Consider the following 26,747-nt stretch of genomic DNA (forward strand, 5'->3'; position numbering starts at 1 on the left):
CGGGCCGCTCAGCCCACCTGCCCCATGCCCGCCGCGTTCGGCCGGCTCTGCGGTCCCGGCCAGCCCGTCGCCGGGGCCGCGGAGAGGCCGTCGGTGCCCCTGACCTGCGCGGCCGTGAGTCCGCCGCGGGCGGGGACACCGGGCGGGGTGGGGCCTGCGGGCGGCGGCACCGGAGCCGGTGCGGGCGCGGCGAAGGCTGCGGCTGCGGCTGCGGGCATCGGCGCCGGTGTCCGGGGGGCGGGGGGCATGGGAGTCATGGGAACCGCGGGTGCCATGGGTGCCGCGGGCGCCGCGGGGGGCATGGAAGCCGCCGGTGCCAGGGGCTGTGGCATCGGCTCGGGTGCCGGCCCGGGCAGCTGCTGCGGCATCGGCTGCCGCGGTACGGACTGCCGCACCCCCACCGGGACCGCCGCCGGCAGCGGCACGCCGGCCCCGTTGGTCCGGCTCACCAGCCGGTCGACCGCCGGCGTGCCCGAGCTGTAGCCGGTCCCTGCCGCGGGCTCGGGCCCGGCGGATCCCCTCCTGGACGTCCCGTACAGGACCTGTTCCAGGCCGGTCACCAGGCGGCGCACGTCCACCTGGGGACGTACCACGAGACGCAGGAAGCGGCTGGAGGAACCGATCTTGTTGCCGCACTCGCGGACCAGGATCCGGTGCTCGGTGAGCATCCGGTCGCGGACCACGGTGCCCTCGGCGCCCACGGGGAGACGCACGAAGAGGAAGTTGCCCTGGGAGGGGTAGACCGTCAGCCCGGGCAGCGAGGAGAGCTGGCCGGACATGTCCATGCGGTCGCGGCGGATCTGGTGCAGGCTCCGGGCGTACTCGGCGCCGTGCTCCTTCAGCATGAACACCACGTGTTCGGCGAAGGAGTTGAGGTTCCACTTGGGGAGCATGCTCCTCACCCGCCCGGCCAGGGCCGGGTTGGCGACCAGGTAGCCGAAACGGATGCCGTGCAGGCCGAAGTTCTTGCCGAGGCTGCGCAGCACGATCACGTTGGGCCGCAGCATCGCCTCCTGGACCACGGACGGTTCGGCCTCCGCGTCGGCGAACTCCAGGAAGGACTCGTCGACCACCACCAGGTCGAGGTCGGCCATCGCGTCCATGAACTGCACGACCGCGTGCTTGTGCAGGAAGCCGCCGTCGGGGTTGTTGGGGTTGCAGACGACCGCCACCCGGGTGCCCCGCGCGCGGATGAACTCGGCGTACTGCGCGAGGTCGAGGACGAAACCGCTGGACTCCTGGAGCGGGTACATGTCGACCCGCTTGCCGGTCTCCATGGGCTGGTCGGTCCAGCGGCCGAAGGTGGGCACGGGGACGGCGAGGGACTCGCGGACCAGCAAGTGGTCGATCCAGGTGATGAGTTCCGTCGAGCCGTTGCCCATCGCCACGCACTGCGGCGGCAGCCGGAGCAGGCTGCACAGCTCGGCCGTGATGGTGTCGGCGCTGCTCGGGTAGTACGTGATGATGTCACGCAGCCGGACCGCCATCTCCTCGAACATGGCGGGGGTGGGGAAGTACGGGTTGCAGGGGATGCAGAAGTCCACCGGGCCGGCCCCGTCGCTCTCCCGTGCCAGCGCCGCCATCGACGGACTGTGCGCCGCGGTGCTGCGGAACAGCGAGGTGACGTTGTCGGCCAAGGGAGGACCTCCGTGTGCGGCGGGCCCGCGGGGACGTTCGGGCACCGTCATGCCTGGGTGGCCCGCGCGGGGGAACGCGGGCCACCCAGGGGTACGGAGCGCGGCACGGGGCCGTTCAGCTCATGTGAGGAAAATGTGACCGCCGGAAGCGGCCGGGGCTCATGAGCCGAACGAGTGGACCGTCGTCGTCCGGTAGGTCTGCCCGGGCCGCAGCACGGTCGACGGGAACGACGGCTGGTTGGGCGAGTCCGGGAAGTGCTGGGTCTCCAGGCACAGCCCGTCGCCCTGCCGGTAGACCCGGCCGGAGGTGCCGGTCAGGGTGCCGTCGAGGAAGTTGCCGGAGTAGAACTGCAGGCCCGGCTCGCTGGTGGCGATGCGCAGGGTGCGGCCGGAGGACGGGTCGCGCAGGGTGGCGACGTGCTCGGGACGGGCGGTGACGCCCTTGTCGAGGACCCAGTTGTGGTCGAAGCCCTGGGCGGCGATCAGCTGCGGGTGGGCGGCCCGGATGTCCCGGCCGATCGGCTTGGCCCGCCGGAAGTCGAAGGGGGTGCCGGCCACCCGCGCCCGCTCGCCGGTGGGGATCAGGCCCGCGTCGGTGGGCGTGTAGCGGGACGCGGCGATCGACAGCTCGTGGTCCTCGATGCCGCCGCTGCCCTCGCCGGCCAGGTTCCAGTAGACGTGGCTGGTGAGGTTGACGACGGTGGCCCTGTCGGTGGTGGCCGCGTAGTCGACGCGCCAGTCGCCGTCGCGGGTGAGGGTGTAGGTCACCTCCGTGCGCAGGGTGCCGGGGTAGCCCATCTCGCCGTCGACGGCCGTGTAGTACAGCCGCAGCCCGACGTCGGAGCCCGCGGTGAACGGCTCGACGTCCCAGACCCGCTTGTCGAAGCCCCGCGCGCCGCCGTGCAGGCTGTTCTCCCCGTCGTTGACGGAGAGCTGGTGGGTCGTGCCGTCGAGGGTGAAGCGGCCCTTGCCGATGCGGTTGCCGTACCGGCCGATCAGGGCGCCGAAGTACGGGCTGGAGGCGACGTAGTCCTCCAGGTTGTCGAAGCCGAGGGAGACGTTGGCGGGCCGGCCGCGGCGGTCGGGGATCTCCAGGGACCGGACGATGCCGCCGTAGGACAGGACCGTCATCCGGGTCCCGCCGTTCTCCAGCGACCAGCTGTGGACCCTGGTGCCGTCCGCGAGCGTGCCGAACAGCGTCTTCACCGGCTTCCCCCTGCCTCCCGAGGCGTGTGCCGTCCCGCCGGCCGCGGCGGCGGCTCCGGCCGCTGCGGCTCCTGCGATGACCGTGCGTCTGTCCAGTTCCATGTACGGCTCCCGAAAGAGGAAGGGCCCCGCCTTCCGGCGGGGCCCGAGTCGACCTACGAACCGACCTTGCGCTTGTTCCACACGTCGAAGCCGACCGCCGCCAGCAGGACCAGGCCCTTGATGACCTGCTGCCAGTCGGTGCCGATGCCGACGAGGTTCATGCCGTTGTTCAGCACGCCCAGGACCAGGCCGCCGATGATCGCGCCGAGCACGGTGCCGACACCGCCGCTCATCGACGCGCCGCCGATGAACGAGGCCGCGATCGCCTCCAGCTCGAAGTTCAGGCCCGCCTTGGGCGAGGCCGCGTTGAAGCGGGCGGCGAAGACCAGACCCGCCAGGGCCGCGAGCATGCCCATGTTCAGGAAGACCAGGAAGGTGACCTTCTTGTCCCGCACGCCCGACAGCTTCGCCGCGGGCAGGTTGCCGCCGATGGCGTAGATGTGGCGGCCGATGACGGCGTTGCGCATCACGTAGCCGAAGCCGACGAGCAGCGCGCCGAGGATCAGCAGCACGATCGGGGCGCCCTTGTAGCTGGCCAGCAGCATCGTCACCACGAGGATGGCGGAGCCGAGCGCGACGAGCTTCAGCAGGAACAGCTTGGCGGGCAGGACCTCGAGGGCGAACTCCTTCTGGCGCCGGCGGTCGCGGACCTCCTGGAGGACGACGAGCCCGATCAGCGCGAGGCCGAGGAGCAGGGTGAGGTTGTGGTAGTTGGTCTCCGGACCGACCTCGGGCATGAAGCCGTTGGCGACCTTCTGCAGCCCTTTCGGGAACGGGCCGAGGGTCTGGCCCTCCAGGAAGATCTCCGTCAGACCGCGGAAGGTCAGCATGCCCGCGAGGGTCACGATGAACGACGGTATGCCGCCGTAGGCGATGAACCACCCCTGTATCGCGCCCGCCAGGGCGCCCACGGCCAGGCACAGCAGCACCGCGACCGGCCACGGCATGTCGTTCCTGACCATGAAGACGGCGGCCATCGAGCCGACGAACGCCGTCAGCGAGCCGACCGACAGGTCGATGTGGCCCGCGATGATGACCAGCATCATGCCGATCGCCAGGATCAGGATGTAGCTGTTCTGCAGCACCAGGTTGGAGACGTTGCGCGGCAGCAGCAGGTCGCCGCCGGTCCACACCGCGAACAGCGCCACGATCAGGCCCAGCGCGATCAGCATGCCGTACTGCCGCATGTTGCGGCGCATGCCGTCCAGCATCAGCTGGAGCAGGCCGTCACCGCCGCCCGCCCCGTTCCTGCCCGGCGGCGCGGCGGCCGGGGTCTTGTCGGTGGCTTCCGTGCTCATCGGGATACCTCTTTGTCCTTCGTCATCTGGCGCATCAGCGATTCCTGTGAGGCCTCGGCCCGTGAGAACTCACCGGTCAGCCGCCCGGCGGCCATCGTGTAGATGCGGTCGCACATGCCGAGCAGTTCGGGCAGCTCGGAGGAGATGAAGACGACCGCCTTGCCCTGGGCGGCCAGCTGGTCGATGACCGTGTAGATCTCGTACTTGGCGCCGACGTCGATGCCGCGCGTCGGTTCGTCCAGGACGAGCACATCGGGACCGGCGAAGATCCACTTGCTGAGGACGACCTTCTGCTGGTTGCCGCCGGACAGCTTGCCCACCGGCTCGAAGACCGTCGGCGCCTTGATGTTCATGGACGTGCGGAAGCCCTCGGCGACCTGCCGCTCCTCGTGCTCGTCCACCACACCGCGCCTGGCGACCTTCTTCAGGGCGCTGAGCGAGATGTTGCGGTTGATGGTGTCGATGAGGTTCAGCCCGTAGTGCTTGCGGTCCTCGGTGACGTACGCGATCCCGTGCGCGACCGCCTCCGGGACGGTCCTGGTGCGGATCTCGGTGCCGTCCTTGAGGACGGTGCCGCCCGCGTACCGGCCGTAGGTGCGGCCGAAGACGCTCATCGCGAGTTCGGTGCGGCCGGCGCCCATCAGCCCGGCGATGCCGACGATCTCGCCGCGCCGGACCTCGAGCGACACGTCGTCGACGACCTTGCGCTGCTGGTCGATCGGGTGGTGCACGGTCCAGTTGCGGACCTCCAGGGCCGGGGCGACGCCCTCCTCCGGCCGGTGCGGGGTGCGCTCCGGGAAGCGGTGCTCCAGGTCGCGGCCGACCATCCCGGAGATGATCCGGTCCTCGCTGGTCCCCGCGGCCTTCACGTCGAGTGTCTCGATCGTCCGCCCGTCCCGCAGGATCGTCACCGAGTCGGCGACCTTGCGGATCTCGTTCAGCTTGTGGGAGATGATGATCGAGGTGATGCCCTGTTCCTTCAACTGCAGGATCAGGTCGAGGAGTTTGCCGCTGTCCTCGTCGTTGAGCGCCGCGGTCGGCTCGTCGAGGATGAGCAGCTTCACCTTCTTCGACAGCGCCTTGGCGATCTCCACCAGCTGCTGCTTGCCCACGCCGATGTCGGCGACGCGGGTCTCGGGGTGCTCGTCGAGCCCGACCCGGCGCAGCAGTTCGGCGGCGTGCCTGAGGGTCTCGTTCCAGTCGATGAACCCGCGCGTGGCGTGTTCGTTGCCGAGGAAGATGTTCTCCGCGATCGACAGGTAGGGCACCAGGGCCAGTTCCTGGTGGATGATCACGATGCCGTGCTCTTCGCTGGCCCGGATGTCCTTGAACCGGCAGACCTCTTCCTCGAAGAGGACGTCCCCTTCGTAGGTGCCGTGCGGGTGGACGCCGGAGAGGACCTTCATGAGGGTCGACTTGCCGGCGCCGTTCTCGCCGCAGATGGCGTGGACCTCGCCCTGCCGGACGGTCAGGGTGACGTCCGACAGCGCCTTGACGCCGGGAAAGGTCTTGACGATCGAGCGCATTTCCAGGACGGGTCCCGCCATGGTCGTGCCTTCCAATCCGTGGTGTGCCGGCGGTTACTTGAGGTCGCTTTCCTTGATGTAACCGGAGTCGACGACGGTCTCCTGGTAGTTGGCCTTGTCCACGGCGACCGGCTCGAGCAGGTAGGCCGGCACGACCTTCGCCCCGTTGTCGTAGGTCTTGGTGTCGTTGACCTCGGGCTTCTTGTCGTCGAGCAGCGCGTCGACCATGTTGGAGGCCACCTTGGCGAGTTCGCGGGTGTCCTTGTAGACGGTCATCGCCTGCTCGTCCGAGATGATCGACTTCACCGAGGCGACCTCGGCGTCCTGGCCGGTGACGATCGGCAGCGGCTTGCTCCCCGAGCCGTAGTCGTCCGACTTCAGCGCCGACAGGATGCCGATGGAGATGCCGTCGTAGGGGGAGAGGACGGCGTCGACCCGGGCGCTCTTGTAGGCGGAGGTGAGGATGTCGTCCATGCGCTTCTGCGCGGTGCCGCCGTCCCAGCGCAGGGTGGTGACCTGGTTCAGCCCGGTCTGCTCGGAGCGGACGACGAGCTGCTTCTTGTCGATGTACGGCTGCAGGACGTTCATCGCGCCCTGGAAGAAGTAACGGGTGTTGTTGTCGTCGTTGGAGCCGGCGAACAGCTCGATGTTGAAGGGGCCCTTCTTGCTGCCGTCCTTCAGGCCGAGCTTGTCGACGATGTAGGTGCCCTGGAGTTCGCCCACCTTCTCGTTGTCGAAGGAGGCGTAGTAGTCGACGTTCTCGGTGCCGAGGATGAGGCGGTCGTAGGAGATGACCGGGATGTCGGCGTCCTTGGCCTGCTGCAGCACGTTGTTCATCGACTTGTTGTCGATGGCGGCGACGATCAGGGCGTCCACGCCCTGCGTGATCAGGTTCTCGATCTGCGAGACCTGCTGGTCCGGGTCGTCCTCGCCGTAGACCAGCCTGGTCTCGTAGCCCTTGGACTCCAGGTCCTTCTTGACGTAGTTGCCGTCGGCGATCCAGCGCTCGGAGGACTTGGTCGGCATCGCGATGCCGATGGTGGCTCCGTCCGAGCCCTTCTTGGCGTCCTCGCTGCCGCCCTCGCTGTTCTGGCCGCAGGCGGTCAGGGTCAGGGCGAGGGAGGCGGCTCCGGCTATGGCGGCGAGGGAGGCTCTGCGAATACGCATGATCATCATCCTTGATGTGTGTGCGGGGCCGGGCTGGTCGGGCGAGGGTGCTCCCGGAGTGGGACCAGGAGGGACCGGCAAGAGGTGTGTGCGATTGTGCGCGGCTGTGTCTGCTTCTGTGAAGCCGAGTTTCCGGAACGTTATGACGAAATTTCGAACCGGCTCAGATCGCCCGGAAGGCGCGAACCGAGCGGTGCCATCTCGCCGTCCGCGCCGTGCCGGGCCAGCAGGTCCAGGGCCAGCCGTCCGCGCCGCACGCGCTCCTTCGCGGTCGCCAGGGTCAGCTCCCGCATGTGGTGTCCGTACGGGTAGATCCCGGGTGCCTTGGACAGACCGAACTTCAGGTACAGCGGCGCGCCGCGCCGGATGAGTTCGGCGACCTCGTACATCCGCACGTAGCCGCCGAGGTCGTCGGGCGCCTCGATGTACATGTCCATCGGGGTGGCCGAAACTCGCCGTATCTCGGTGAGGTGGTCGAGGGTCAGATCGCTGGGAACGTTGATCGAGTCCGCGCCGAGCCGCTCGTAGACCGCGTACGAGGCCGGGTTGACCGGTCCGATGAGCGCCGAGACCTTCAGCGTGGTGTCGGCGGGCAGGATGCCGGCCGCGCGCGCCCGGTGCAGCGTCCACAGCACGCCCTCGTCGGCGACGAGCAGGCACTTCACGCCCAGCTCCGTGGCGCGCACGGCGTCCTCGACACAGCCGGCCACCGCGTCGTGGCCCCGGGCGCGCAGTCCGGCGCCGCGCGAGTCGGTGCGGGTCGAGCCGCCGATGTCCCAGGTGCCGCGGGGGCCGGTGAACAGGCAGAGCTCGATGTCCCGGTCCGCGGTGGCCTCGGCCATCTCGGTGATCTCGGCGTCCGTCAGCATCCAGACACCGCTGCCCTGGCTGATCCGGTGGATCGGCACGTCGAGGCGCGAGGCCTCCTTCAGCACCACCGCCAGCGCCTCCGGGCCCTCGCACGAGGGGATCTCGGTGCGCCAGCGGCCACCGCCGGGGAAGGAGTGCGGCGAGGCGTCGGCCGGGTCGAGGGCGGGCGCGCCCAGGCCGAGCGCGGTGAGCGCCTGCTCACCGGGCCTGCGGGGCGCCTTGGTGGAAGCGTCGGTCACAAGGTGTCCTTAGTGTTCGAAATATCGGACGAAGTTCGCCGCTCGGGTGCGGGCCGGGCGGGTGCGGACCGGGCGGGCCCGGGGCGGGGGCGAGGACCGGGTGTACGCCGGTACGGGGGCCGTCAGGTCGCCCCCGTACCGGCGTACGTCTAGGGCCGCAGCAGGACCTTGCCCACCTTCGGATCGCCGGACCCCACCAGCTCGATGGCCTCCGGGAACTCGGCGAGCGGCAGCTCATGGGTGACCAGCGGCGCCGGATCGAGCAGCCCGGCGGCGAAGACCCGCACGGTGTGCGCCCAGGCGTCCGGCGGCGCGCCGAAGACGGTGTGCACCTCCAGCTGCCGCACCACCAGGTCCGTGGGGTCGAGGCCGTCGGCTCCCGGTGCCGGGATCCCGGTCAGGACCAGCCGCCCGCCGCGCCGCAGCAGGGCGGCGGACGTGCGGGCCGCGTCGGCCGACCCGGCGGTCTCGATGACGACGTCGAAGCCGCCGGGGAGGTCCTGGTCCTTGGTGCGGAAGCCGGTGGCGCCGTACCGCCGGGACAGTGCCTCGCGATCGCGCCGGGTGCCCACCACCAGCAGCTCGGAGGGCGAGTTCGCCCTGAGGAACTGCACGGCGAACATGCCCAGGGTGCCGGTGCCGACCACGGCCACCCGCTCGCCGGGCACGGCGTTCGCCTTCAGCGCGGCGGCGGCGACGCAGGCGGCCGGCTCCAGCAGCGCGGCGGCGCTCAGGTCGGCGTCGTCGGGCAGGACGTGCAGGAGGCGGGCGGGCAGGGTCAGCGTGGCGGCCATGGCGCCCGGCTGGGTGAACCCGGTCTCCTCGTACCCGGCCGAGCACAGCGTCGTCTCACCGGCGTGACAGCGGTCGCAGACCTGGCAGTTGCGGAACCCCTCGCCGACGACCTTGCGGCCGACGAGCGGGGCGGGCACCCCCGCGCCCACCCGCAGCACGGTCCCGGACCACTCGTGGCCCGGCGTCAGCGGGTACCGCACGTACCCCTCGGGCCGGTTGCCCTGGTACACCTCGCGGTCGCTGCCGCAGATGCCGGCGGCGTGCACCCCGATCAGGGCCTCGCCCGGGCCCGGTTCGCGCGGCTCGTGCGGGACGAGGCGGTGCTCGCCGGGCGCCTCGACGACGACGGCGGTGCTCATGGTCCCTCCCCGGGACGCCGGTGGCCCGCGGCGGTCACTTGGTGCCCTTGGGCTTGCGCTGCTCCCAGCCCTCGGCCCACAGGTCGAACCGGGCCTGCTGCTGCGGGAACTCGGCCGCCGCGTCGACGTCCAGCTCCACGCCGAGACCGGGGGCGTCGGAGAGGTGGAAGCAGCCGTCCTCCGGGTTCACCTGGGGCGCGCCCTTGACGACCTTCTTGATCTCCGCGTCCGCGAAGTCGTTGAAGTGCTCCAGGATCTTGAAGTTCGGGGAGGTGAAGCCGACCTGGAGGGACGCGGCGGTCAGGACGGGACCGCCGACGTTGTGCGGGGCGACCAGCATGTAGTGGGTCTCGGCGGTCGCGGCGAGCTTGCGGGTCTCCCAGATGCCGCCGATGTGGCCGACGTCCGGCTGGAGGATGTCGACCGCCTGGCTCTCGAACAGCTCGCGGAACTCGATGCGGTCGTGGATGCGCTCACCCGTCGCGACCGGCATGTCGACCTTCGCGGCGACCTTCTCCAGCGCCTTGAGGTTCTCCGGCGGCACCGGCTCCTCCAGCCAGGCCGGCTTGAACGGCGCGAGCTCATGGGCCAGGCGGACGGCGGTGGCGGGGGAGAAGCGGCCGTGCATCTCCAGCATCAGCTCCGCCTCGGGGCCGATCGCGTCGCGCACCGCCTCGATCAGCGAGACGGCGTACAGGGTCTCCCGGTGGTCGAGCTCGAAGTGACCGGTGCCGAAGGGGTCGATCTTCAGCGCCCGGTAGCCGCGCTCCATGACCGTCCGCGCGGCCTTGTGGTACGCCTCCGGGGTGCGCTCGGTGGTGTACCAGCCGTTGGCGTACGCCTTGACCTTGTCGGTGACCTTGCCGCCGAGCAGCTGCCAGACGGGGACGCCGAGGGCCTTGCCCTTGATGTCCCAGCAGGCCATCTCGACGACGGCGATACCGGACATCACGATCTCACCCGCGCGGCCGTAGTCGCCGTACTTCATCCGGCGCACGAGGTCCTCGACGGCGAACGGGTCGGAGCCGAGAACGTGGTTGACCTCGGCCTCCTTCAGATAGCCCAGCAGGGCGTCGGTGTGGCCCAGCATCCGGGTCTCGCCGACTCCGGTGATCCCCTCGTCGGTGTGCACCTGGACGTACGTCAGGTTGCGCCACGGCGTCCCGACCACGTGTGTGCTGATTCCGGTGATGCGCACGGCGGTTGCCCCTCGCTGCGGTTGTGGACCCTGTCATCGGTGTCTGCGGTTCGACGTGTTCGATATTTCGTCACACGTTCGAAATGCTGGCGTGACAGTAAGGACGGGTCGGTGGGGGTGTCAATGGGTCACGCGCATAACGGTTTCGGCACTTTCGAAACCAATGAGTGCCGGTCCGCACCAAACCTTCACAGCAAGGTCTATGAAGCGGACCCGAACGGAACCTACCCTTCCCGCGTCATGGACTTCTGTCACCCGTGCCGACGGCACCTCAACGGCGCCCTCGCCTGTCCTGGCTGCGGCACGCCCGCAGGGGCGCTCCACGCCCATGCGGAGCAGCCCGTCGCGCCGTCGGGGTACGGGGACGCCACGGTGGGGCCACCGGGGGCCGCGGGGGCCGGGGAGTCCGCCGCGGCCGAGGACGACGACGAGGGCCCGGGGCACCGGTACGGCACGGCGGCCGGTCACGCGCACGGTGGCGCGCGGGGAGACGCCTACGGCGGCGCCTACGCCACGGAACCCGGTCACGCGTACGACGGCGGGCGTGGCGACGGCTACGACGGCGGGCCCGGCGACGGCTGTGAGGGTGGGCTCGACGGCGATCGCGGCCCCGCTCGCGACCGCGGCCCCGATGACGACCGGGGCGACGAGGGGCCGCAGGAGCCGCAGGGGCGGCGGGCGGCCCGTCGCGGGCGCGAGCCGGGCGGCGAGGGCCGTGGGGCGGCTGGGGGCCGCCGGGACCGCAAGGCCGCGGCTCACCGCCGAAGACGGCGCCGCACGCTGCTGATCACGGCGGGCTTCCTCCTCGCGGCGGGCGGGCTGAGCCTCGCGGAGCTCGGACTGGACGCGCCCGGATCGGCGCCGAAGCCGTCGGCGGCGGGGGAGGAGTCGACGGACGGCGGCGGGGCGGAGCTGGAGCCGGGCGAGTCCCCGGGCGGTGTCGCGGAAGCGGTCGCGCCCGGGGAGTCCCCCAGTGCGGAGGTGTCCGGCTCCCCGTCGGCCTCCAAGTCCCCCAAGTCCCCCAAGGACGAGAAGAAGTCGAAGGAGACGGAGGACGAGTCCGCGGAGGCGGACGCCTCCTCGGACTCCGCGGACACCCCCTCGGCCGATCCGACGGCGCCCCCGGAGGAGGTCCCGCAGGACCCGGAGGCGCCCGCCGAACCGGGCAGCCCGGCCCCGGAGCCGACCACGCAGGAGCCCGAACCGGAGCCCGAGCCGACGGAGGAGTGCGACCAGTTCCTGTGGTGGTGCACGTAACGGCCGGCTGACCCGTCCCGGCCCCGGCACCCCGCCCGTTTCCGCCCGGCCCCGCCTTCGCTCCGCGCTCGGTCCGGCCCGGCTCCGCCCTCGGTCCGCCCCGGCTCCGCCCTCAGCCCGCGCTCAGCATCCTCCGCAGGGCATCGCGCAGGGCCACCCGCTCCCCCTCCGAGAGCCCCGCCAGCGGCTCGCGCGCGAACCGCAGGGAGTCCTGCAGGTTCCCGGCCACCCGCCGCCCCTCGGCCGTCGCCGCCGCCAGCTTCACGCGCCGGTCCGCCGGGTCCGGGCGGCGCTCCACCAGCCCCCGGGCCTCCAGCCGGTCGACGATGCCGGTGACGTTCGACGGCTCGCACTTCAGCCGCTGCGCCAGCTTCCGCATGGGCAGCGGCTCCAGGGACAGCAGGCTCAGCAGCCGCGCCTGGGCGCCGGTCAGCGCGTGACCGGCGGCCGCCTCCTCGTACTCCTCGTGGTAGCGGGCCACCACCGAGCCGATGAGTTCGACGACCTCCCGGGTGAGCGCGTCGGGACGGCGGGCGGGGGTACGCGGTGTGGCCATGCTCTCCAGGGTACCCAACTGCTTGACATCCTGAAATATTCACCCGCATGGTTGTTTCAGTTGATGAACTATTTCGGAACGCCGAGGAAAGGTGCCAGGTCATGTCCGACGTCCCCACACCCCCCGCCACCGGCCGCGAGTGGCATCTGCTGAGCCGCCCCGTCGGCTGGCCGAAGCCCGAGGACTTCGCGCTCGTCGAGGCGGAGGTCCCGGCCCCCGGTGAGGGCCGGGTGCTGGTGCGGAACAAGTACCTCTCCGTCGACCCGTACATGCGCGGCCGGATGAGCTCCGCCAAGTCCTACGTCGCCCCCTTCGAGCTGGGCAAGGTCATGCAGGGCGGTGCCGTCGGCGAGGTCGTCGCGTCGAACGCCGAGGGGATCGCCGTCGGCGACCACGTCCTGCACTTCCTCGGCTGGCGCGAGTACGCCGTCGTGGACGCGAAGAACGCCGTCGGGGTGGACCCGGAGGCGGCGCCCCTCCCGGCGTACCTGGGCGTGCTCGGCATGACCGGGCTCACCGCCTACGCCGGCCTGCTGCGCACCGCCGCCTTCAAGGAGGGGGACTCCGTCTTCGTGTCCGGCGCCGCGGGTGCGGTCGGCGGCCAGGTCGGGCAGATCGCGAAGCTGAAGGGCGCGTCACGGGTGATCGGGTCCGCCGGGTCCGACGAGAAGGTCCGGCTGCTCGTCGAGGAGTACGGGTTCGACGCCGCGTTCAACTACAAGAAGGGCCCCGTGCGCGACCAGCTGCGCGCCGCCGCCCCGGACGGGATCGACGTCTACTTCGACAACGTGGGCGGCGACCACCTGGAGGCGGCCATCGGGTCGCTCAACCGGGACGGCCGGATCGCCGTCTGCGGGATGATCTCCGTCTACAACGACACCGCGCCCGCGCCCGGGCCGCGGAACCTCGCCCGGCTCATCCAGACCCGGGGCCGCATCGAGGGCTTCCTCGTCGGCGACCACTACGACCTCCAGCCGCAGTTCGTCCAGGAGGTCGGCCCCTGGGTGCGCTCGGGAGCGCTGAAGTACCGCGAGACCGTCGTCGAGGGCATCGAGAACAACCTCGAGGCGTTCCTCGGGGTCCTGCGCGGCGACAACACCGGCAAGATGATCGTCAAGCTCTGACGGCGACTCACGGCGACTCACGGCGACCTTCCCGTGACGTCGGCCCGGTCACGGTCGTTGGTTACGACGGGGCCGCACCCTTGGACGTGGGGTGCGGCCCTTGCCCTTGCCCTTGCCCTTGCCCGCGGCCGCCGGTGCTCGGATCCCGTACGCGTGAGCCGGAACTGCGTGGTGGTCATGTGCCCCCCTGACCGATGCGGGGTGAGGTCATCCGGCCGGCCCTCGGTATGGTTCGGTCATGCGCGATCTCGGGGTGGGCTTCCGGTACCTGCTGAAGGGCCAGCGGTGGGTGGCCCGGCACGGCAAGCAGTACGGGTTCGGGCTGCTGCCCGGGCTGATCACTCTGGTGCTGTACGCGGCGGCGCTCGTCGCGCTGGCCCTGTGGGGCGAGGACTTCGTCACGTGGGCGACGCCGTTCGCCGACGACTGGTCCGGCTTCTGGGCCGGTCTGTTCCGCGGCTTCCTCACCGCCGTCCTGTTCGCGCTCGGACTGCTGCTGTCCGTGCTCACCTTCACGGCGATGACCCTGCTCGTCGGACAGCCCTTCTACGAGAGCCTCTCCGAGAAGGTGGACCGGGACGTGTCCCCCGACGGCACCGCTCCGGAGTCCGGGCTGCCGCTGTGGCGGGAACTGTGGATCTCCGGCCGGGACAGTCTCCGTATCGTCGCCCGCGCCCTGGTGTGGGGCGTGCTGCTGTTCGCGCTGGGCTTCGTCCCCGTCCTCGGGCAGACCGTCGTACCGGTGATCGGCTTCCTCGTCACCGGGTTCTTCCTCACCGAGGAGCTCACCGCCGTCGCGCTCCAGCGGCGCGGGGTCGAACTGCGCGACCGGCTCCGCCTGCTGCGGCGGCGCAAGACGCTCGTCTGGGGCTTCGGCACACCCCTGGCGGTGTCCTTCCTCATTCCGTTCGTCGCGGTGTTCCTGATGCCCGGCGTGGTCGCCGGCGCCACCCTCATGGCGCGTGACCTGCTCGGCGAGGAGACCGCCGGGGACGGCTCGGACGACTCGGAGGAGGCCGGTCCGGAGGGCGTCACCTCGTGACCGAGGTGCTCGCGGTCGCCGTCATCACCGTCCTGGCCGTGATCGCCCCGCGCCGACTTCGCCATGGTGGTCCGCAACAGCTACCTCTACGGCCGCCGCACCGGACTGCTCGGCGCGCTCGGGGTCGCCGCCGGCGTCCTGGTGCACGTCACCTACACCATGCTCGGCGTGGGGCTGCTGATCGCCTCGTCCACCTTCCTGTTCACGGTCGTCAAACTGGTCGGCGCGGCCTACCTGGTGTACGTCGGCGTCCGCACGTTCCGCACGCGGGCCGAGGTCACCGTCGACCTGGGCGACAGGACCGGCCTGACCCCGTTCGCGGCCCTGCGCACCGGCTTCCTGACCAACGTCCTCAACCCGAAGACGACCCTCTTCGTCGTCTCCACCTTCGCCCAGGTCGTCAGCCCCGGCACCCCGGTCCTCCAGCAGGTGGGCTACGGCCTGTTCATGTCGCTGGCCCACCTGCTGTGGTTCGGCGTCGTCGCGGTGTTCTTCTCCCACGACCGCATGCGCGCCCTGATGCTGCGCGGCCAGAAGGTCCTCAACAAGGTGATCGGATCCGTCCTGGCCGGCCTCGGCGTCAGCCTCGCGTTCGCTCCGTCGCACTGACCGCCGCGGTGACGATCGCCCGCACCTGGTCGATGATGTCCAGCCGGTTGCGTACGAACTCCGGGTCGGTGACCTCGGTGGTGTTCCCGGCACCGAACTGCAGGACAGGCGTGTGCACATGCCCGCCCGGCAGCCGGTCCCGCAGCCCGAGCCGGTCCCGCAGCAGCGTCGCCCGGTAGGCGATCTCGTTGGAGAGGTAGTCCCCGCCGCCTCCGGCCCGCGCCGTCGAGCCGGGCGTCGGACCCTCCGGCCGGACGACCGGCCCGGTGCCTCCCGCCGGGATCTCCGTCACGCCCGTGTTGTCGTACACCGGGAACCGCCCGGTGTCCGCGGCGACGATCTCCGCGTACGGCAGCGTGGTGGACGTCCACTGCGGCTGGGAGGCCGGGTCGGTCACCGGGACCGTCTCCGTGCGGCCGATGTTCTCGTTGTCCCCGAAGCCGCCCCGCCAGGCCCCGTTGGTCCGCTCGATGTCGAACCGGCCCACCCGGCCCTGGCTCACGGTGGCGAACAGGTCGACCTCCGGCAGATACGGCCGCAGCGCCCGCTCCACCGCCCCCTGCGTGAAGTCCCGCCAGCGCACCGGGAAGACGGCCGTCTCGACGCGCGCCGGGCCGTCCGCCGTCTGGATCACCGTGCCGTCGAGGGCGAGCGCGGTGGCGCCGGACGGGTTGGAGATACGGATGTCCCGGTCCAGGGTGAACGGGTCGAAACCGGTCACCAGGATCCGCTTCACGTCCTCGCCGCGCGGGACGGGGGTCCCCCCGCTCGAGCGAAGCCGGGAGTGGAGGAGGATCGTGGTCTGCCCGCGCGAGGTCCGCTCCAACTCGTCCAGCAGCCACGCCCGCTGCTGCTCGCTCACCGGGAACCCCGGCTCCCAGGAACGCAGTTCGCGGGTCATCCCGAGGCGCGCCCAGTACAGCGGGCGGTCGTCGTCCCGGCTGAGGTCACCACCCGCCGGGCCGCGCCCCTGCGCCCGGTCGACGGCCCTGCGCCACAGCTCCGTCCCCTCGCGCGCGACGGCACGGCGGGCCTGCGCGTAGGAGCGGGCCCGGTCGAGGACGCGGACGAAGTCCGGTGCGACGGTGTCGAATCCGGACCGGCGCAGTATCTCCTGCGGGGCGGCCGCGTCCAGGCGGCGTTCCTCGACGGTGGGGGCCGTCTCCTCGGCGGCGGTCGCGGTCGTGGGGACGGTGAGACCGGTCAGCAGGGCCAGACCGAGGACACCGATGCGTGCGCGTAGGGATCTCAAGGGGGGTGCGCCTTCCGTCGTCGTCGTGGGGTACGGGGATGCCGGAGGCCGCAGTATCGCGTGACCGCAGTGGTCCACGCCATGGGGACCCCGGCCGGTGCCGCCGCGGACCCGGAACGGGGCGGGGACCGCCGCCGCGGCACAGGGGGCCGGACTCCCCGGCCGCCCGGCGCGCCTGCCGGCCGGATTCGCCTCCGCCGGGGCCGGCCCCGGCGAACGGGCCGAGGTCACGGTCGAGCCGCCGCGCCGCGCGTCCGGGGTCCGGGACGAGGCGGCCGCGGCGCGGTCGTTTGTGAAGGGTTCGTACGGGATCCAGGCGGGGCGCCCGATCGCGGACCGCAGGAACACCGCAGCGGTTAACGTCTGGTCCGGACGGCGACCACATGAGCAGCCCCGGCCCGGGACCCTGACCCCGGACCGGGGCTCATGTGCGTCGGGGGGCCGGCGGGCCGGTGCTGCCCGCGGGCCGGTGTCCGCCGTGGCCGGCCGGTGGGCTACCGCGTGCCGAAGCCGTACACCGTCCCGGAGCGGAACACCTCGCCCGGACGCAGGACCGTGCTCGGGAAGTCCGGCCGGTTCGGCGAGTCGGGGAAGTGCTGGGTCTCCAGCGCGATGCCGTCCCCGGGCGCGAACGGCTCCCCGAGGTGGTCCGCGGTGTACAGCTGCATTCCCGGCTCGGTGGTCGCCACCGTCAGCACCCGGCCCGACGCCGGGTCGTACAGCTCGGCGACCTCCACCGGCGTCGCCGTCACGCCCTTGTCGAGGACGAAGTTGTCGTCGTACCCGCTGCCCGTCTTGCGCGCCTCGCGGAAGTCGAAGCGGGTGCCGGTGACGTCCGCGAGCTCACCGCTCGGGATCAGGTCCGCGTCGGACGGGGTGTAGCGGGAGGCCGCGAGCCGCAGTTCGTGCCCGGTCGCGCTGCCGGAGCCGGCCAGGTTCCAGTACGAGTGATTCGTCAGGTTCACCTGCGTGGGGGCGTCCGTCACCGCCTCGTACGCGATTCCCAGCGCGCCCCGCTCGTCCAGCGTGTACGTCACCGAGACCTCCAGCCGGCCCGGGAAGCCCTCCTCGCCGTCCGGGCTGACCAGGGAGAGCCGCAGACCGTGCTCGACCTCGGTCACGTCCCACACGCGCTTGTCGAAGCCCCGCGCACCGCCGTGCAGCGAGTTCGGCCCGTCGTTCGGTTCGAGCGCGTGGACGGACCCGTCCAGAACGAAGCGGGCGCCCGCGATCCGGTTGGCGTACCGGCCGATCAGGGCCCCCAGGAAGGGTTCCGGGTGCCGGAGGTAACCGTCCAGCTCCGAGAACCCCAGCACCACGTTCCCGGGCCGCCCGTCCCGGTCCGGCACCTCGACGTCCTGCACGATCCCGCCGTACGACAGGACCCGTACCCGGACGCCCGCCCGCCGCAGGGTCCAACGGTGCACCGGGGTTCCGTCGGAAAGCGTGCCGAAGAGTTCGTTCATGTGCGGAACAATAGGTCACGGGCGCTCGGCCGTGACCGTCCGGTGGGCGATCCGGGCCAGCTCGGCCTGCCCGCCGACACTGGGGTGGAACCAGTCCCAGTGGCTCAGCTCCCCGGTGCCGAAGCGGTACTCGTACACCGCGCCGCCGTCGTGGCGGCAGCGGCGGTCCCCGGCGCAGACCTCCGCCAGCACCTCGTTGTAGTCCTCCACCCGCTTCCGCACCGTCTCGCGCCGCAGCGTCGCCGCGGCGTCCAGCGCGTCCGCGTCGCCCAGCATCGACGGGCAGATGCCCAGCTTCCACACCTGTCTGCCCAGCGCACTGGTCCGCCCCTGCGACCACAGCCGCTTCAGGTCCGGCACGCTCGCCACGTACACCTGGGTCTTGGGCAGCGCCGCGCGCAGCGTGCGCATCGCCTCCTCGAAGCCGGCGCGGAAGTCGGCCACCGACGTCATCGCCGACGTGGTCTCCCGGCAGGCGTCGTTCGCCCCGGTCAGCACGGCCACCAGCTCCGGGCGGTGCCGGGCCGCCCGCTCCATCTGCCCGGGCAGATCCGCCATCCGGGACCCGGACACCGCGTGGTTCCAGCTCCGCTCGGCCGCCCCCGCCCGCCCGAGCAGCCGTACGGCGAGACTGTCCACCTTCTCGCTGCCGCCCGTCGCCCACGACACCTCGGGACAGTCCGTCAGCACCGCACAGGCGTCGAAGCCGCGCGTGATGGAGTCCCCGACGGCGGCGACCGAGTCCGGCCCGGTGTCCCACACGGGCGTCGGTGACGGGGACGGCCGGCTCCTCTCCGCCCCCGTGCCGGACGGGCCGGCGGAGTCACCGCCGACGGCGTCGCAGCCGGCCACGCCCAGCACGGCGGCCGTCACCACGGCGAGCACGGTCCGTGAACGGGGGATCCGCCTCCGCGTCGCCTGCCTCATCCGTCGCCTCCCCGCGCGTCGTGGTGTGCCGTGGTGTGCCGTGTGGTGTGTCCGTATGGGTGTGTCCGTCCCTCACCCTCGACAACGCACGAGGGTTCCCGCCCGTCCGGAGGCCCCGCCCGGGGGTCCGGCCGGAGGGCCGCGCCGCAGGCCCGTCCGAAGGTGCCCCACCCGTACAGGCGTCCTGCCGGGTGAATGACGGAGGTTTCCCGGCAGCGGGACCGACAGTACGTCACACTCCTTGCCCCGTCGCACGGTAGCCTCGCCATCAACGCGGCCTGCCCTGGCCGTGACCGTTCCGCCCGTCCCAAGACGACCCGCTCAGCCCGGAGGTTCCGGTGACGACGACCCGTGGAGTCCTGTACGTGCACTCCGCGCCGCGCGCGCTGTGCCCGCACGTCGAGTGGGCCGTCGCCGGGGTGCTCGGCACGCGCGTCGGCCTGGACTGGATCCGCCAGCCCGCCGCCCCCGGCACCTGGCGCTCGGAGTTCTCCTGGCGAGGCCAGGCCGGCACCGCCTCCAAGCTCGCCTCCGCGCTGCGCGGCTGGCAGATGCTGCGCTTCGAGGTCACCGCCGAGCCCTGCCCCACCGCCGAGGGCGAGCGCTACAGCTGCACCCCCGACCTCGGCATCTTCCACGCCGTCACCGGCATCCACGGCGACATCCTCATCCCCGAGGACCGTCTGCGCGCCGCCCTGGCCCGTTCCCGGACCGGCGAGACCGACCTGGAAGCCGACATCGCCAAGCTCCTGGGCAAGCCCTGGGACGACGAGTTGGAGCCCTTCAGACACGCGGGAGAGGGCGCCCCGGTGCGCTGGCTCCACCAGGTGGTGTAGCGAGCGCCCCGAGGACGGCGCCCCGAAAGGGGCGCGGGGAACCGCGCGACACGCCACCACGGCCCCGCACCCGGCCGACCTTCCCCTGGTTCGGTTCGAAGGGGCGAAGCCCCTGAAGGACGGGACAGGCAGGACAGGACGGGGCGGCGGGGGCGGAGAAACTCCCCGGACACCCCGCGGCGCCGCACGGCGAAGGGCTCCCACCCCGGCAGGGGTGGGAGCCCTTCGTATCGCCGGCGGCGGTCGGTCACACCGACCGGAACGCCAGCACCACGTTGTGCCCACCGAACCCGAACGAGTCGTTCAGCGCCGCGATCCGCCCGTCGACGGGCAGCTTCCGCGCCTCGCCCCGGACGACGTCCGCGTTCGCCTCGGCCTCCGGGTCCAGGTTGTCCACGTTGATGGTCGGCGGAGCCAGCCGGTGGTACAGCGCCAGCACCGTCGCCACCGACTCCACACCGCCCGCGCCGCCCAGCAGGTGACCGGTCATCGACTTGGTCGCGGAGACCGCCATGTGGTCCGCGTCGTCCCCGAACACCTTGCGCAGGGCCTTCAGCTCGGCGATGTCACCGGCCGGCGTCGAGGTGGCGTGCGCGTTGACGTGCACGATCTCCGCCGGGTCCAGGTCGGTGCGGTCCAGCAGGTGCCGCAGGGCGACCGAGATGCCGCGGCCCTCCGGTTCCGGCTGCACGATGTCGTGCGAGTCGGCCGAGATGCCCTGGCCGACCGCCTCCGCGTAGACGCGGGCGCCACGCGCCGCGGCGTGCTCGGCGGACTCCAGGACGATCACGCCCGCCCCCTCGCCCATGACGAACCCGTCACGCGCGACGTCGTAGGGACGCGAGGCGCCCTCGGGGTCGTCGTTGTTCTTGGACATCGCCATCATGTTGCCGAACGCGGCGATCGGCAGCGGGTGGATCGCCGCCTCCGTGCCGCCCGCGACGACGACGTCGGCACGGCCGGTGCGGATCATCTCGATGGCGTAGCCGATGGCCTCCGCGCCCGAGGCGCAGGCCGAGACCGGGGTGTGCACGCCCGCGCGGGCGCCCACGGCCAGGCCCACGTTGGCCGAGGGACTGTTCGGCATCAGCATGGGGACGGTGTGCGGGGAGACGCGGCGGACGCCCTTCTCCTTCAGCACGTCGTACTGGTCCAGCAGGGTCGTCACGCCGCCGATGCCGGAGGCGATGACCGCGCCGAGCCGGTCCGGATCCACGTTCGGGTCCTCGCCGGCCCTGGCCTCGAACCCGGCGTCCGCCCACGCCTCCTTGGCCGCGACCAGCGCGAACTGCGCCGAGCGGTCCAGGCGACGGGCCTGTGGCCGGGGGATGACCTCGGTGGGCTCCACGGCGATCTGTGCCGCGATGCGGACCGCCTGCTCGGCGGCCCACTCCTGCTCCAGGGGCTTGACGCCGGAACGCCCGGCGACCAGGCCCTCCCAGGTAGAGGCTGCGTCGCCACCCAGCGGTGTGGTTGCGCCGATACCGGTGACGACCACGGTGCGATTGGTCGAGCTCATCGGAATTCTTTCTCCAACGGATTAAGAGGATGCATACGGCGCCACCGCCGGGTGGCGGGGCCGGGACCCCCCGGCCCAAGCAGTGCTCAGGCCTGGTGCTTGAGGATGTAGTCGGTCGCGTCGCCGACGGTCTTGAGGTTCTTGACGTCGTCGTCCGGGATCTTGACGTCGAAGCGCTCCTCGGCGGCGACGACGACCTCGACCATGGACAGCGAGTCGACGTCCAGGTCGTCGGTGAAGGACTTGTCCAGCTGGACGTCCTCAACCGGGATGCCGGCGATCTCGTTCACGATCTCCGCGAGACCGGCGACGATCTCTTCCTGAGTGGCGGCCATGATGGCGCTCCTTCTTTGTGATTCCAGAGGATGTGGCGCCCGCCGCGTCAACGGCGGGTTGTGCGGTGCCCGTCCCGGACCGGCCGGTCCGGCACGGAGTGCCTAGGGGAGGGTAACGACCGTAGCGGCGTAGACGAGACCCGCCCCGAAGCCGATGACGAGCGCGGTGTCGCCGCTCTTCGCCTCGCCGGTCGCCAGAAGCCGCTCCATGGCGAGCGGAATCGAGGCGGCCGAGGTGTTGCCGGTGGTGCGGATGTCACGGGCGACCGTGACGTGCTCCGGCAGTTTCAGGGTCTTCACCATCGAGTCGATGATCCGCACGTTGGCCTGGTGCGGGATGAAGACGTCCAGTTCGTCCGCGCTGATGCCGGCCGCGTCCAGCGCCTGCTGGGCGACCTTCGCCATCTCGAACACGGCCCAGCGGAACACCGCCTGGCCCTCCTGCGTGAGCGCGGGGAACTTCTCGACCGTCCCGTCGCGGTAGTCCGTCCACGGCACGGTCTGCTTGATGGTCTCGGACTTGTCGCCCTCCGAGCCCCACACGGTCGGGCCGATCGCGGGCTCCCGGGAGGGGCCGACGATCACCGCGCCCGCGCCGTCACCGAACAGGAAGGCCGTGGCCCGGTCCTCCAGGTCGGTCAGCTCGCTCAGCCGCTCCACGCCGATGACGAGGACGTACTCCGCCGAGCCCTCGACGACCATGCCCTTGGCCAGGGTGAGGCCGTAGCCGAAGCCCGCGCAGCCGGCCGAGATGTCGAAGGCGGCGGCCTTGTCCGTGCCCAGCCTGTCGGCGATCTCGGTGGCGATGGCCGGGGTCTGGCTGAAGTGGGACACGGTCGACACGACCACGGCGCCGATCTGCGCGGGGTCGATCCCGGCGTCCGCGATCGCCTTGCCCGAGGCCTCGATCGACATCGCCGCGACGGTCTCCTCGGGCGACGCCCAGTGCCGGGTCTCGATACCGGAGCGCGAGCGGATCCACTCGTCGGACGAGTCGATCGTCTCCAGGATCACCTCGTTCGGCACGACCCGGGTGGGACGGTAGCCGCCCACGCCGAGGATGCGCGCGTACGGGGCGCCCCTGCTGGGCTTGATCTTCGCCATGCGGTCGGCTCCTTAAGGGCGTCAGGCGCCCGCTGCGGCGGCAGCAGGATCGGATGCGGCGGTGATGAACTCGCGGGCCGCGTCGAGGTCGGCGGGGGTCTTCAGGGCCAGCGTCCTGACACCGGGCAGGGCGCGCTTGGCGAGGCCGGTCAGGGTGCCGCCGGGGCAGACCTCGAGGAGGGCGGTGACGCCGAGTTCCTTGAACGTCTCCATGCACAGGTCCCAGCGGACCGGGTTGGCGACCTGGCCGACCAGGCGCTCGAGCACCTCGGCCCCGGTCGCGACGGCCCGGCCGTCCTTGTTCGACACGTAGGTGACCTCCGGGTCGCCCGGCGTCAGGTCCGCGGCGGCCTGCGCCAGCGTCTCGACCGCGGGGCCCATGTGGTGGGTGTGGAAGGCACCGGCCACCTTGAGCGCGACGACCTTGCGCACGCCCTCGGGCTTGTCCGCCTCCAGCGCGGCGAGCTGCTCCCTGGTGCCGGCCGCGACGACCTGGCCCGCGCCGTTGATGTTCGCCGGGGTCAGACCCAGCTTCTCCAGGTGCTCCAGGGTCACCCCGGGGTCGCCGCCGAGCAGCGCCGCCATGCCGGTCTCGGTGACCGCGGCGGCGTCGGCCATGGCCAGACCCCGCTTGCGGACCAGGGAGAGCGCGGCGGTGTCGTCGAGGACACCGGCGAAGGCGGCGGCGGTGATCTCACCGACGCTGTGACCGGCCACCGCACCCGGAACGATGTCACCGAGTGCCGTGGCGGACAGCAGCCCGGCCGCGACCAGCAGCGGCTGGGCGACGGCCGTGTCGCGGATCGCGTCCGCGTCGGCCTTCGTGCCGTAGTGGACGAGGTCGAGTCCGATGGCGTCGGACCACGCGGCGACGCGGTCCGCGGCACCGGGGAGGTCGAGCCATTCGGTCAGAAAGCCGGGCGTCTGGGCACCCTGGCCGGGAGCGACGAGTACGAGCACTCTCACACTCTCTCTTGGAGACGGCCACGGCCGCCGGTGGGGACAGGGACGAAGAACAGGAGGGGGTTTTGTGGGGGCCCGACAAAAAGCTAGGCGTGAGGATCGCCATTGGCCAGACGCCCCAGGATCAGCGCGATCCTCAGTGTGAACGCCGAGCGTACATCGGAGGGTGACCAACCGGTGACATCAGTCACACGTCGGAGCCGGTAGCGAACGGTGTTGGGATGCACGAACAGCATCCGCGCCGCGCCCTCGAGACTGCTCGCCTGTTCGAGATACACACTGAGCGTCTCCAGCAGAGCCGCTCCCGCTTCCTCCAGCGGTCTGTAGATCTCCTCCACCAACTGCTGGCGGGCGGACGGGTCTCCGGCGATCGCCCGCTCCGGGAGCAGGTCGTCCGCCAGGACCGGACGCGGGGCGTCCTGCCAGGCGGAACACGCCTTCAGGCCGGCCGCGGCGGCCTGCGCGGACCGGGTCGCCGCCAGCAGGTCCGGCACCACCGGACCCGCCACCACCGGCCCCGCCGCATACGGCCCGATCAGCGACTTCGCCACGGCCAGCGGGTTGTCGCTGCCCCCCGCGATCACCACGAGCCGGTTCCCGAGCACCCCGGTCAGCACCTGCAGCTTGGCGTGCCGGGCGGCCCGCCGGATGGCCTCCACGGTCAGCTCGGAATCACCGTCGGGCGCGGTACCCAGCACCACGCACACGTGCTCGGGCGAGTTCCAGCCGAGCGCGGCGGCCCGCGACACGGCCCCCTCGTCGGCCTCACCGCTGAGCACGGCGTTCACCACCAGCGACTCCAGCCGGGCGTCCCAGGCACCCCGTGCCTCGGCGGCCTGCGCGTACACCTGGGCGGTGGCGAAGGCGATCTCCCGCGCGTAGACGAGCAGCGCCTCGCGCAGCACGTTCTCGTCGCCCGGGGCCGCGACCTCGTCGATCGCGCTCTCCATGACCTCGATGGTGGTGCGCACCATCTCCACGGTCTGCCGCAGTGTGATCGCCCGGGTCAGCTCGCGCGGCGCGGTGCCGAAGACGTCGGTGGAGATGGCCTGCGGGGCGTCGGGACGCCGGAACCACTCGGTGAAGGCGGCGATGCCCGCCTGGGCGACCAGTCCGATCCAGGAACGGTTCTCCGGCGGCATGGCCCGGTACCAGGGCAGCGTCTCGTCCATCCGCGCGATCGCCTGGGCGGCCAGGCTGCCGGACGACTTCTCCAGCCGCTTCAGCGTCGCGACATGGGGGTGGGCGGGCCGTGCTGCGGCTGCGATGGTGCTGATTTCTGGTTCGGGCACGGGGACAAGACTGCCTTATAGGGACGGGAGGGCATGCCGCAGGGCCTACGGTGGACGCCGTGATGGACGTACGACGCGCGCGGGAGCGCTACCGGGGCGGCGATCCGGCGGCCGGGATCGACACCCGGCACGCCTTCTCCTTCGGCCCCCACTACGACCCGGACAACCTGGGCTTCGGCGCGGTGATCGCCTGCAACGAGGAGCGGCTGGCCCCGGGCGCCGGTTTCGGCGAACACCCGCACAGCCACACCGAGATCGTGACCTGGGTGGTGGAGGGCGAGCTGACCCACCGCGACTCGACGGGCCGGGAGACGGTGATCCGCCCCGGCGACGTACAGCGCCTGAGCGCCGCCTCCGGCGTCCGCCACGTGGAACGCAACGCGGGCTCCACCCCGCTGACCTTCCTCCAGATGTGGCTGACCCCGCTCGCTCCCGGCGGCGACCCGTACTACGAGGTCGTCCCCGGCCTGGCGGACTCCACCCCGTACGCCCTCCCGGAGGCGGGCGCGACGCTCCACGTCCGCCGGCCGGCGGCGGGCGAGCGGGCGGCGGTGCCGGACGCCCCGTACGTGTACGCCCACGTGGTCCGCGGCGGCATCCGCCTGGCCGGCGAGGAACTGGGACCGGGCGACGCGGCCCGCATCACGGACGCCGAGGACGTCGAGGCGGTCGCCGTGAGCCCGACGGCCGAACTCCTCCTGTGGGAGATGCACCCCGCCTGACCCACCCCCTCCCCTCCGACGCCACGACCGCAACGGACACCGGGGCCATCCCCGCGGGCGCGGGGAGCAGAACGCCCGGGAGGGCTCCGGGAAGTCGGTCAGGGGATCATCCCCGCGGGTGCGGGGAGTAGGGGAGGCTGAACTCCAGGGCGAAACCGCTGCCGGGACCATCCCCGCGGATGCGGGGAGCAGCAACTCCGAAACCATCAAAGAGGCCGCGCTCCGGGACCATCCCCGCGGGTGCGGGGAGCAGTAGCGCGCCGCGTTTCGGCGGCGGCCCGCTCCGGGACCATCCCCGCGGGTGCGGGGAGCAGGTCTGAGGGTCCATCCTCAGCAGCGCGTCTGTGGGACCATCCCCGCGGGTGCGGGGAGCAGGCCCTGGACGTCGCGTCGGGGGTCGGTGGGGCGGGACCATCCTCGCGGGTGCGGGGAGCAGACCGTCTTCCTCGCCAAGCTGGAGAGCGGGGAGGGACCATCCCCGCGGGTGCGGGGAGCAGCGCAGCTCCTGCACCGCGTCGTCGAGGGCCTCGGGACCATCCCCGCGGGTGCGGGGAGCAGGCACCCACCAGCCACGGCTCACCCGGCGTGCAGGGACCATCCTCGCGGGTGCGGGGAGCAGTCCACATCGCCCGGCGCCACCCAGACGGGCGGGGGACCATCCCCGCGGGTGCGGGGAGCAGTGCACGGTCACGTTGCGCACGCTCAGCCGGTAGGGACCATCCCCGCGGGTGCGGGGAGCAGCGGATGGACGCCGCAGTGCATGCCCTCACCGAGGGACCATCCCCGCGGGTGCGGGGAGCAGCGAGTCGTCTCGGCCATTCCCGGTGAATTTGGGGGACCATCCCCGCGGGTGCGGGGAGCAGAGGCCCGGAATCGGGAGCCGGTCCGCCGCGAGGGGACCATCCCCGCGGGTGCGGGGAGCAGGGCAAGGGTTTCCTCATGGATATCTCGCGGCAGGGACCATCCCCGCGGGTGCGGGGAGCAGTCTGGAACAGCTTCGGTCCCAGGGCGTGGATGGGGACCATCCCCGCGGGTGCGGGGAGCAGCACGCTGTCCCCCTTCCTAGCGCTTTCTGTACGGGACCATCCCCGCGGGTGCGGGGAGCAGACCCTTGACAGTGACCCCGTATAGCGCTAGCTGGGACCATCCCCGCGGGTGCGGGGAGCAGTGATCGGCCGTAATACGCCCTTGCGTGTTTCCGGGACCATCCCCGCGGGTGCGGGGAGCAGGAGGTCGATCCGACGGTGCAGGAGTTCCAGGAGGGACCATCCCCGCGGGTGCGGGGAGCAGACTGGGTGACCTGCGGTTTTACTGGCGCCGGGGGCGGTTTTCGAGCACTTTCTCCG

22 protein-coding genes, 1 pseudogene and 1 CRISPR repeat array are annotated in these 26,747 nt (G+C 71.8%); of the genes and pseudogenes, 6 read left to right on the plus strand and 17 right to left on the minus strand.

The genetic code is table 11. The annotated features are described in order from the left end of the window. Window positions 1-8: 8 nt before the first annotated feature. The 8 genes from ACF07S_RS06270 to ACF07S_RS06305 all read right to left on the minus strand — a co-directional run bounded on the left by ACF07S_RS06270 (window position 9) and on the right by ACF07S_RS06305 (window position 10,397). On the minus strand, window positions 9-1,637 hold the full coding sequence (locus ACF07S_RS06270; RefSeq protein WP_391973553.1) for a pyridoxal phosphate-dependent aminotransferase: 1,629 nt from the start codon (window positions 1,635-1,637) through the stop codon (window positions 9-11). Between the two features lie 159 nt (window positions 1,638-1,796). Beyond that, entirely contained in the window at window positions 1,797-2,945 is a 1,149-nt protein-coding gene (locus ACF07S_RS06275) for an aldose epimerase family protein (protein ID WP_391973554.1), read from the minus strand. A 53-nt stretch (window positions 2,946-2,998) separates the two neighbouring features. Continuing rightward, window positions 2,999-4,243: a multiple monosaccharide ABC transporter permease gene (mmsB, locus tag ACF07S_RS06280; protein ID WP_391961985.1), complete on the minus strand. Its 1,245-nt coding sequence runs from the start codon at window positions 4,241-4,243 to the stop codon at window positions 2,999-3,001. Further along, window positions 4,240-5,790, minus strand: coding sequence for a multiple monosaccharide ABC transporter ATP-binding protein (mmsA, locus tag ACF07S_RS06285; protein ID WP_391961984.1), 1,551 nt, complete (start codon window positions 5,788-5,790; stop codon window positions 4,240-4,242). The genes mmsB and mmsA overlap by 4 nt, the downstream gene beginning before the upstream one ends. Window positions 5,791-5,823: 33 nt before the next feature. Continuing rightward, the gene (gene chvE, locus ACF07S_RS06290; RefSeq protein ID WP_391961983.1) at window positions 5,824-6,936 is read right to left on the minus strand and encodes a multiple monosaccharide ABC transporter substrate-binding protein; all 1,113 of its coding nucleotides are present in this window, start codon (window positions 6,934-6,936) and stop codon (window positions 5,824-5,826) included. A gap of 140 nt (window positions 6,937-7,076) precedes the next feature. After that, window positions 7,077-8,045, minus strand: a complete 969-nt coding sequence (locus ACF07S_RS06295; protein ID WP_391961982.1) for a hypothetical protein — start codon at window positions 8,043-8,045, stop codon at window positions 7,077-7,079. 149 nt (window positions 8,046-8,194) lie between these two features. Beyond that, window positions 8,195-9,199 (minus strand): zinc-binding dehydrogenase, encoded by a 1,005-nt coding sequence (locus tag ACF07S_RS06300; protein WP_391961981.1) that lies wholly within the window; start codon window positions 9,197-9,199, stop codon window positions 8,195-8,197. A gap of 34 nt (window positions 9,200-9,233) precedes the next feature. Beyond that, the gene (locus ACF07S_RS06305; protein WP_391961980.1) at window positions 9,234-10,397 is read right to left on the minus strand and encodes a mandelate racemase/muconate lactonizing enzyme family protein; all 1,164 of its coding nucleotides are present in this window, start codon (window positions 10,395-10,397) and stop codon (window positions 9,234-9,236) included. Between the two features lie 240 nt (window positions 10,398-10,637). Between ACF07S_RS06305 and ACF07S_RS06310 the strand changes: the two genes are divergently transcribed. Beyond that, window positions 10,638-11,654, plus strand: a complete 1,017-nt coding sequence (locus ACF07S_RS06310) for a hypothetical protein (RefSeq protein ID WP_391973555.1) — start codon at window positions 10,638-10,640, stop codon at window positions 11,652-11,654. A gap of 112 nt (window positions 11,655-11,766) precedes the next feature. Here ACF07S_RS06310 and ACF07S_RS06315 read toward each other — a convergent pair whose 3' ends face one another. Beyond that, on the minus strand, window positions 11,767-12,210 hold the full coding sequence (locus ACF07S_RS06315) for a MarR family winged helix-turn-helix transcriptional regulator (RefSeq protein WP_391961978.1): 444 nt from the start codon (window positions 12,208-12,210) through the stop codon (window positions 11,767-11,769). A gap of 101 nt (window positions 12,211-12,311) precedes the next feature. Here ACF07S_RS06315 and ACF07S_RS06320 point away from each other — a divergent pair, with 101 nt between their 5' ends. From ACF07S_RS06320 to ACF07S_RS06330, 3 genes and pseudogenes are all read left to right on the plus strand, one after another. Then, window positions 12,312-13,334, plus strand: coding sequence for an NADP-dependent oxidoreductase (locus ACF07S_RS06320; protein ID WP_391973556.1), 1,023 nt, complete (start codon window positions 12,312-12,314; stop codon window positions 13,332-13,334). 238 nt (window positions 13,335-13,572) lie between these two features. Next, window positions 13,573-14,376 carry an EI24 domain-containing protein gene (locus ACF07S_RS06325; protein ID WP_391961976.1) on the plus strand — a complete coding sequence of 268 codons (804 nt, stop codon included), beginning with the start codon at window positions 13,573-13,575 and terminating at the stop codon, window positions 14,374-14,376. Further along, a pseudogene (locus tag ACF07S_RS06330) lies at window positions 14,373-14,985 on the plus strand (LysE family translocator). Before ACF07S_RS06325 ends, ACF07S_RS06330 begins: the two are co-directional and overlap by 4 nt. Here ACF07S_RS06330 and ACF07S_RS06335 read toward each other — a convergent pair. From ACF07S_RS06335 to ACF07S_RS06345, 3 genes are all read right to left on the minus strand, one after another. After that, window positions 14,957-16,237, minus strand: coding sequence for a pyroglutamyl peptidase (locus tag ACF07S_RS06335; RefSeq protein WP_391973557.1), 1,281 nt, complete (start codon window positions 16,235-16,237; stop codon window positions 14,957-14,959). The pseudogene ACF07S_RS06330 and the gene ACF07S_RS06335 overlap by 29 nt on opposite strands. A gap of 494 nt (window positions 16,238-16,731) precedes the next feature. Next, on the minus strand, window positions 16,732-17,703 hold the full coding sequence (locus ACF07S_RS06340) for an aldose epimerase family protein (RefSeq protein WP_391961973.1): 972 nt from the start codon (window positions 17,701-17,703) through the stop codon (window positions 16,732-16,734). Window positions 17,704-17,718: 15 nt separating this feature from the next. Continuing rightward, entirely contained in the window at window positions 17,719-18,630 is a 912-nt protein-coding gene (locus ACF07S_RS06345; RefSeq protein WP_391973558.1) for an SGNH/GDSL hydrolase family protein, read from the minus strand. A gap of 338 nt (window positions 18,631-18,968) precedes the next feature. Here ACF07S_RS06345 and ACF07S_RS06350 point away from each other — a divergent pair, with 338 nt between their 5' ends. After that, window positions 18,969-19,466, plus strand: coding sequence for a DUF3145 domain-containing protein (locus ACF07S_RS06350; RefSeq protein WP_391961971.1), 498 nt, complete (start codon window positions 18,969-18,971; stop codon window positions 19,464-19,466). A gap of 247 nt (window positions 19,467-19,713) precedes the next feature. Here ACF07S_RS06350 and fabF read toward each other — a convergent pair whose 3' ends face one another. From fabF to fasR, 5 genes are all read right to left on the minus strand, one after another. Beyond that, window positions 19,714-20,985, minus strand: coding sequence for a beta-ketoacyl-ACP synthase II (fabF, locus tag ACF07S_RS06355; RefSeq protein WP_391961970.1), 1,272 nt, complete (start codon window positions 20,983-20,985; stop codon window positions 19,714-19,716). A gap of 86 nt (window positions 20,986-21,071) precedes the next feature. Continuing rightward, complete coding sequence (locus tag ACF07S_RS06360) at window positions 21,072-21,320, minus strand: acyl carrier protein (protein WP_004931691.1); 249 nt, start codon at window positions 21,318-21,320, stop codon at window positions 21,072-21,074. 102 nt (window positions 21,321-21,422) lie between these two features. Continuing rightward, a complete protein-coding gene (locus ACF07S_RS06365; protein WP_391961969.1) occupies window positions 21,423-22,424 on the minus strand; it encodes a ketoacyl-ACP synthase III in 1,002 nt (333 codons plus the stop codon). Window positions 22,425-22,445: 21 nt separating this feature from the next. After that, the gene (locus ACF07S_RS06370) at window positions 22,446-23,384 is read right to left on the minus strand and encodes an ACP S-malonyltransferase (RefSeq protein WP_391962471.1); all 939 of its coding nucleotides are present in this window, start codon (window positions 23,382-23,384) and stop codon (window positions 22,446-22,448) included. Between the two features lie 89 nt (window positions 23,385-23,473). Continuing rightward, a complete protein-coding gene (gene fasR / locus ACF07S_RS06375) occupies window positions 23,474-24,679 on the minus strand; it encodes a fatty acid biosynthesis transcriptional regulator FasR (RefSeq protein WP_391961968.1) in 1,206 nt (401 codons plus the stop codon). A 62-nt stretch (window positions 24,680-24,741) separates the two neighbouring features. Here fasR and ACF07S_RS06380 point away from each other — a divergent pair, with 62 nt between their 5' ends. After that, window positions 24,742-25,401: a pirin family protein gene (locus ACF07S_RS06380; protein ID WP_391973608.1), complete on the plus strand. Its 660-nt coding sequence runs from the start codon at window positions 24,742-24,744 to the stop codon at window positions 25,399-25,401. Window positions 25,402-25,442: 41 nt separating this feature from the next. Further along, window positions 25,443-26,691: a CRISPR direct-repeat array (repeat unit 29 nt; unit sequence GGGACCATCCCCGCGGGTGCGGGGAGCAG). Window positions 26,692-26,747: the final 56 nt, after the last annotated feature.

Source organism: Streptomyces sp. NPDC016640 (assembly GCF_043076215.1).
Lineage (GTDB): Bacteria > Actinomycetota > Actinomycetes > Streptomycetales > Streptomycetaceae > Streptomyces.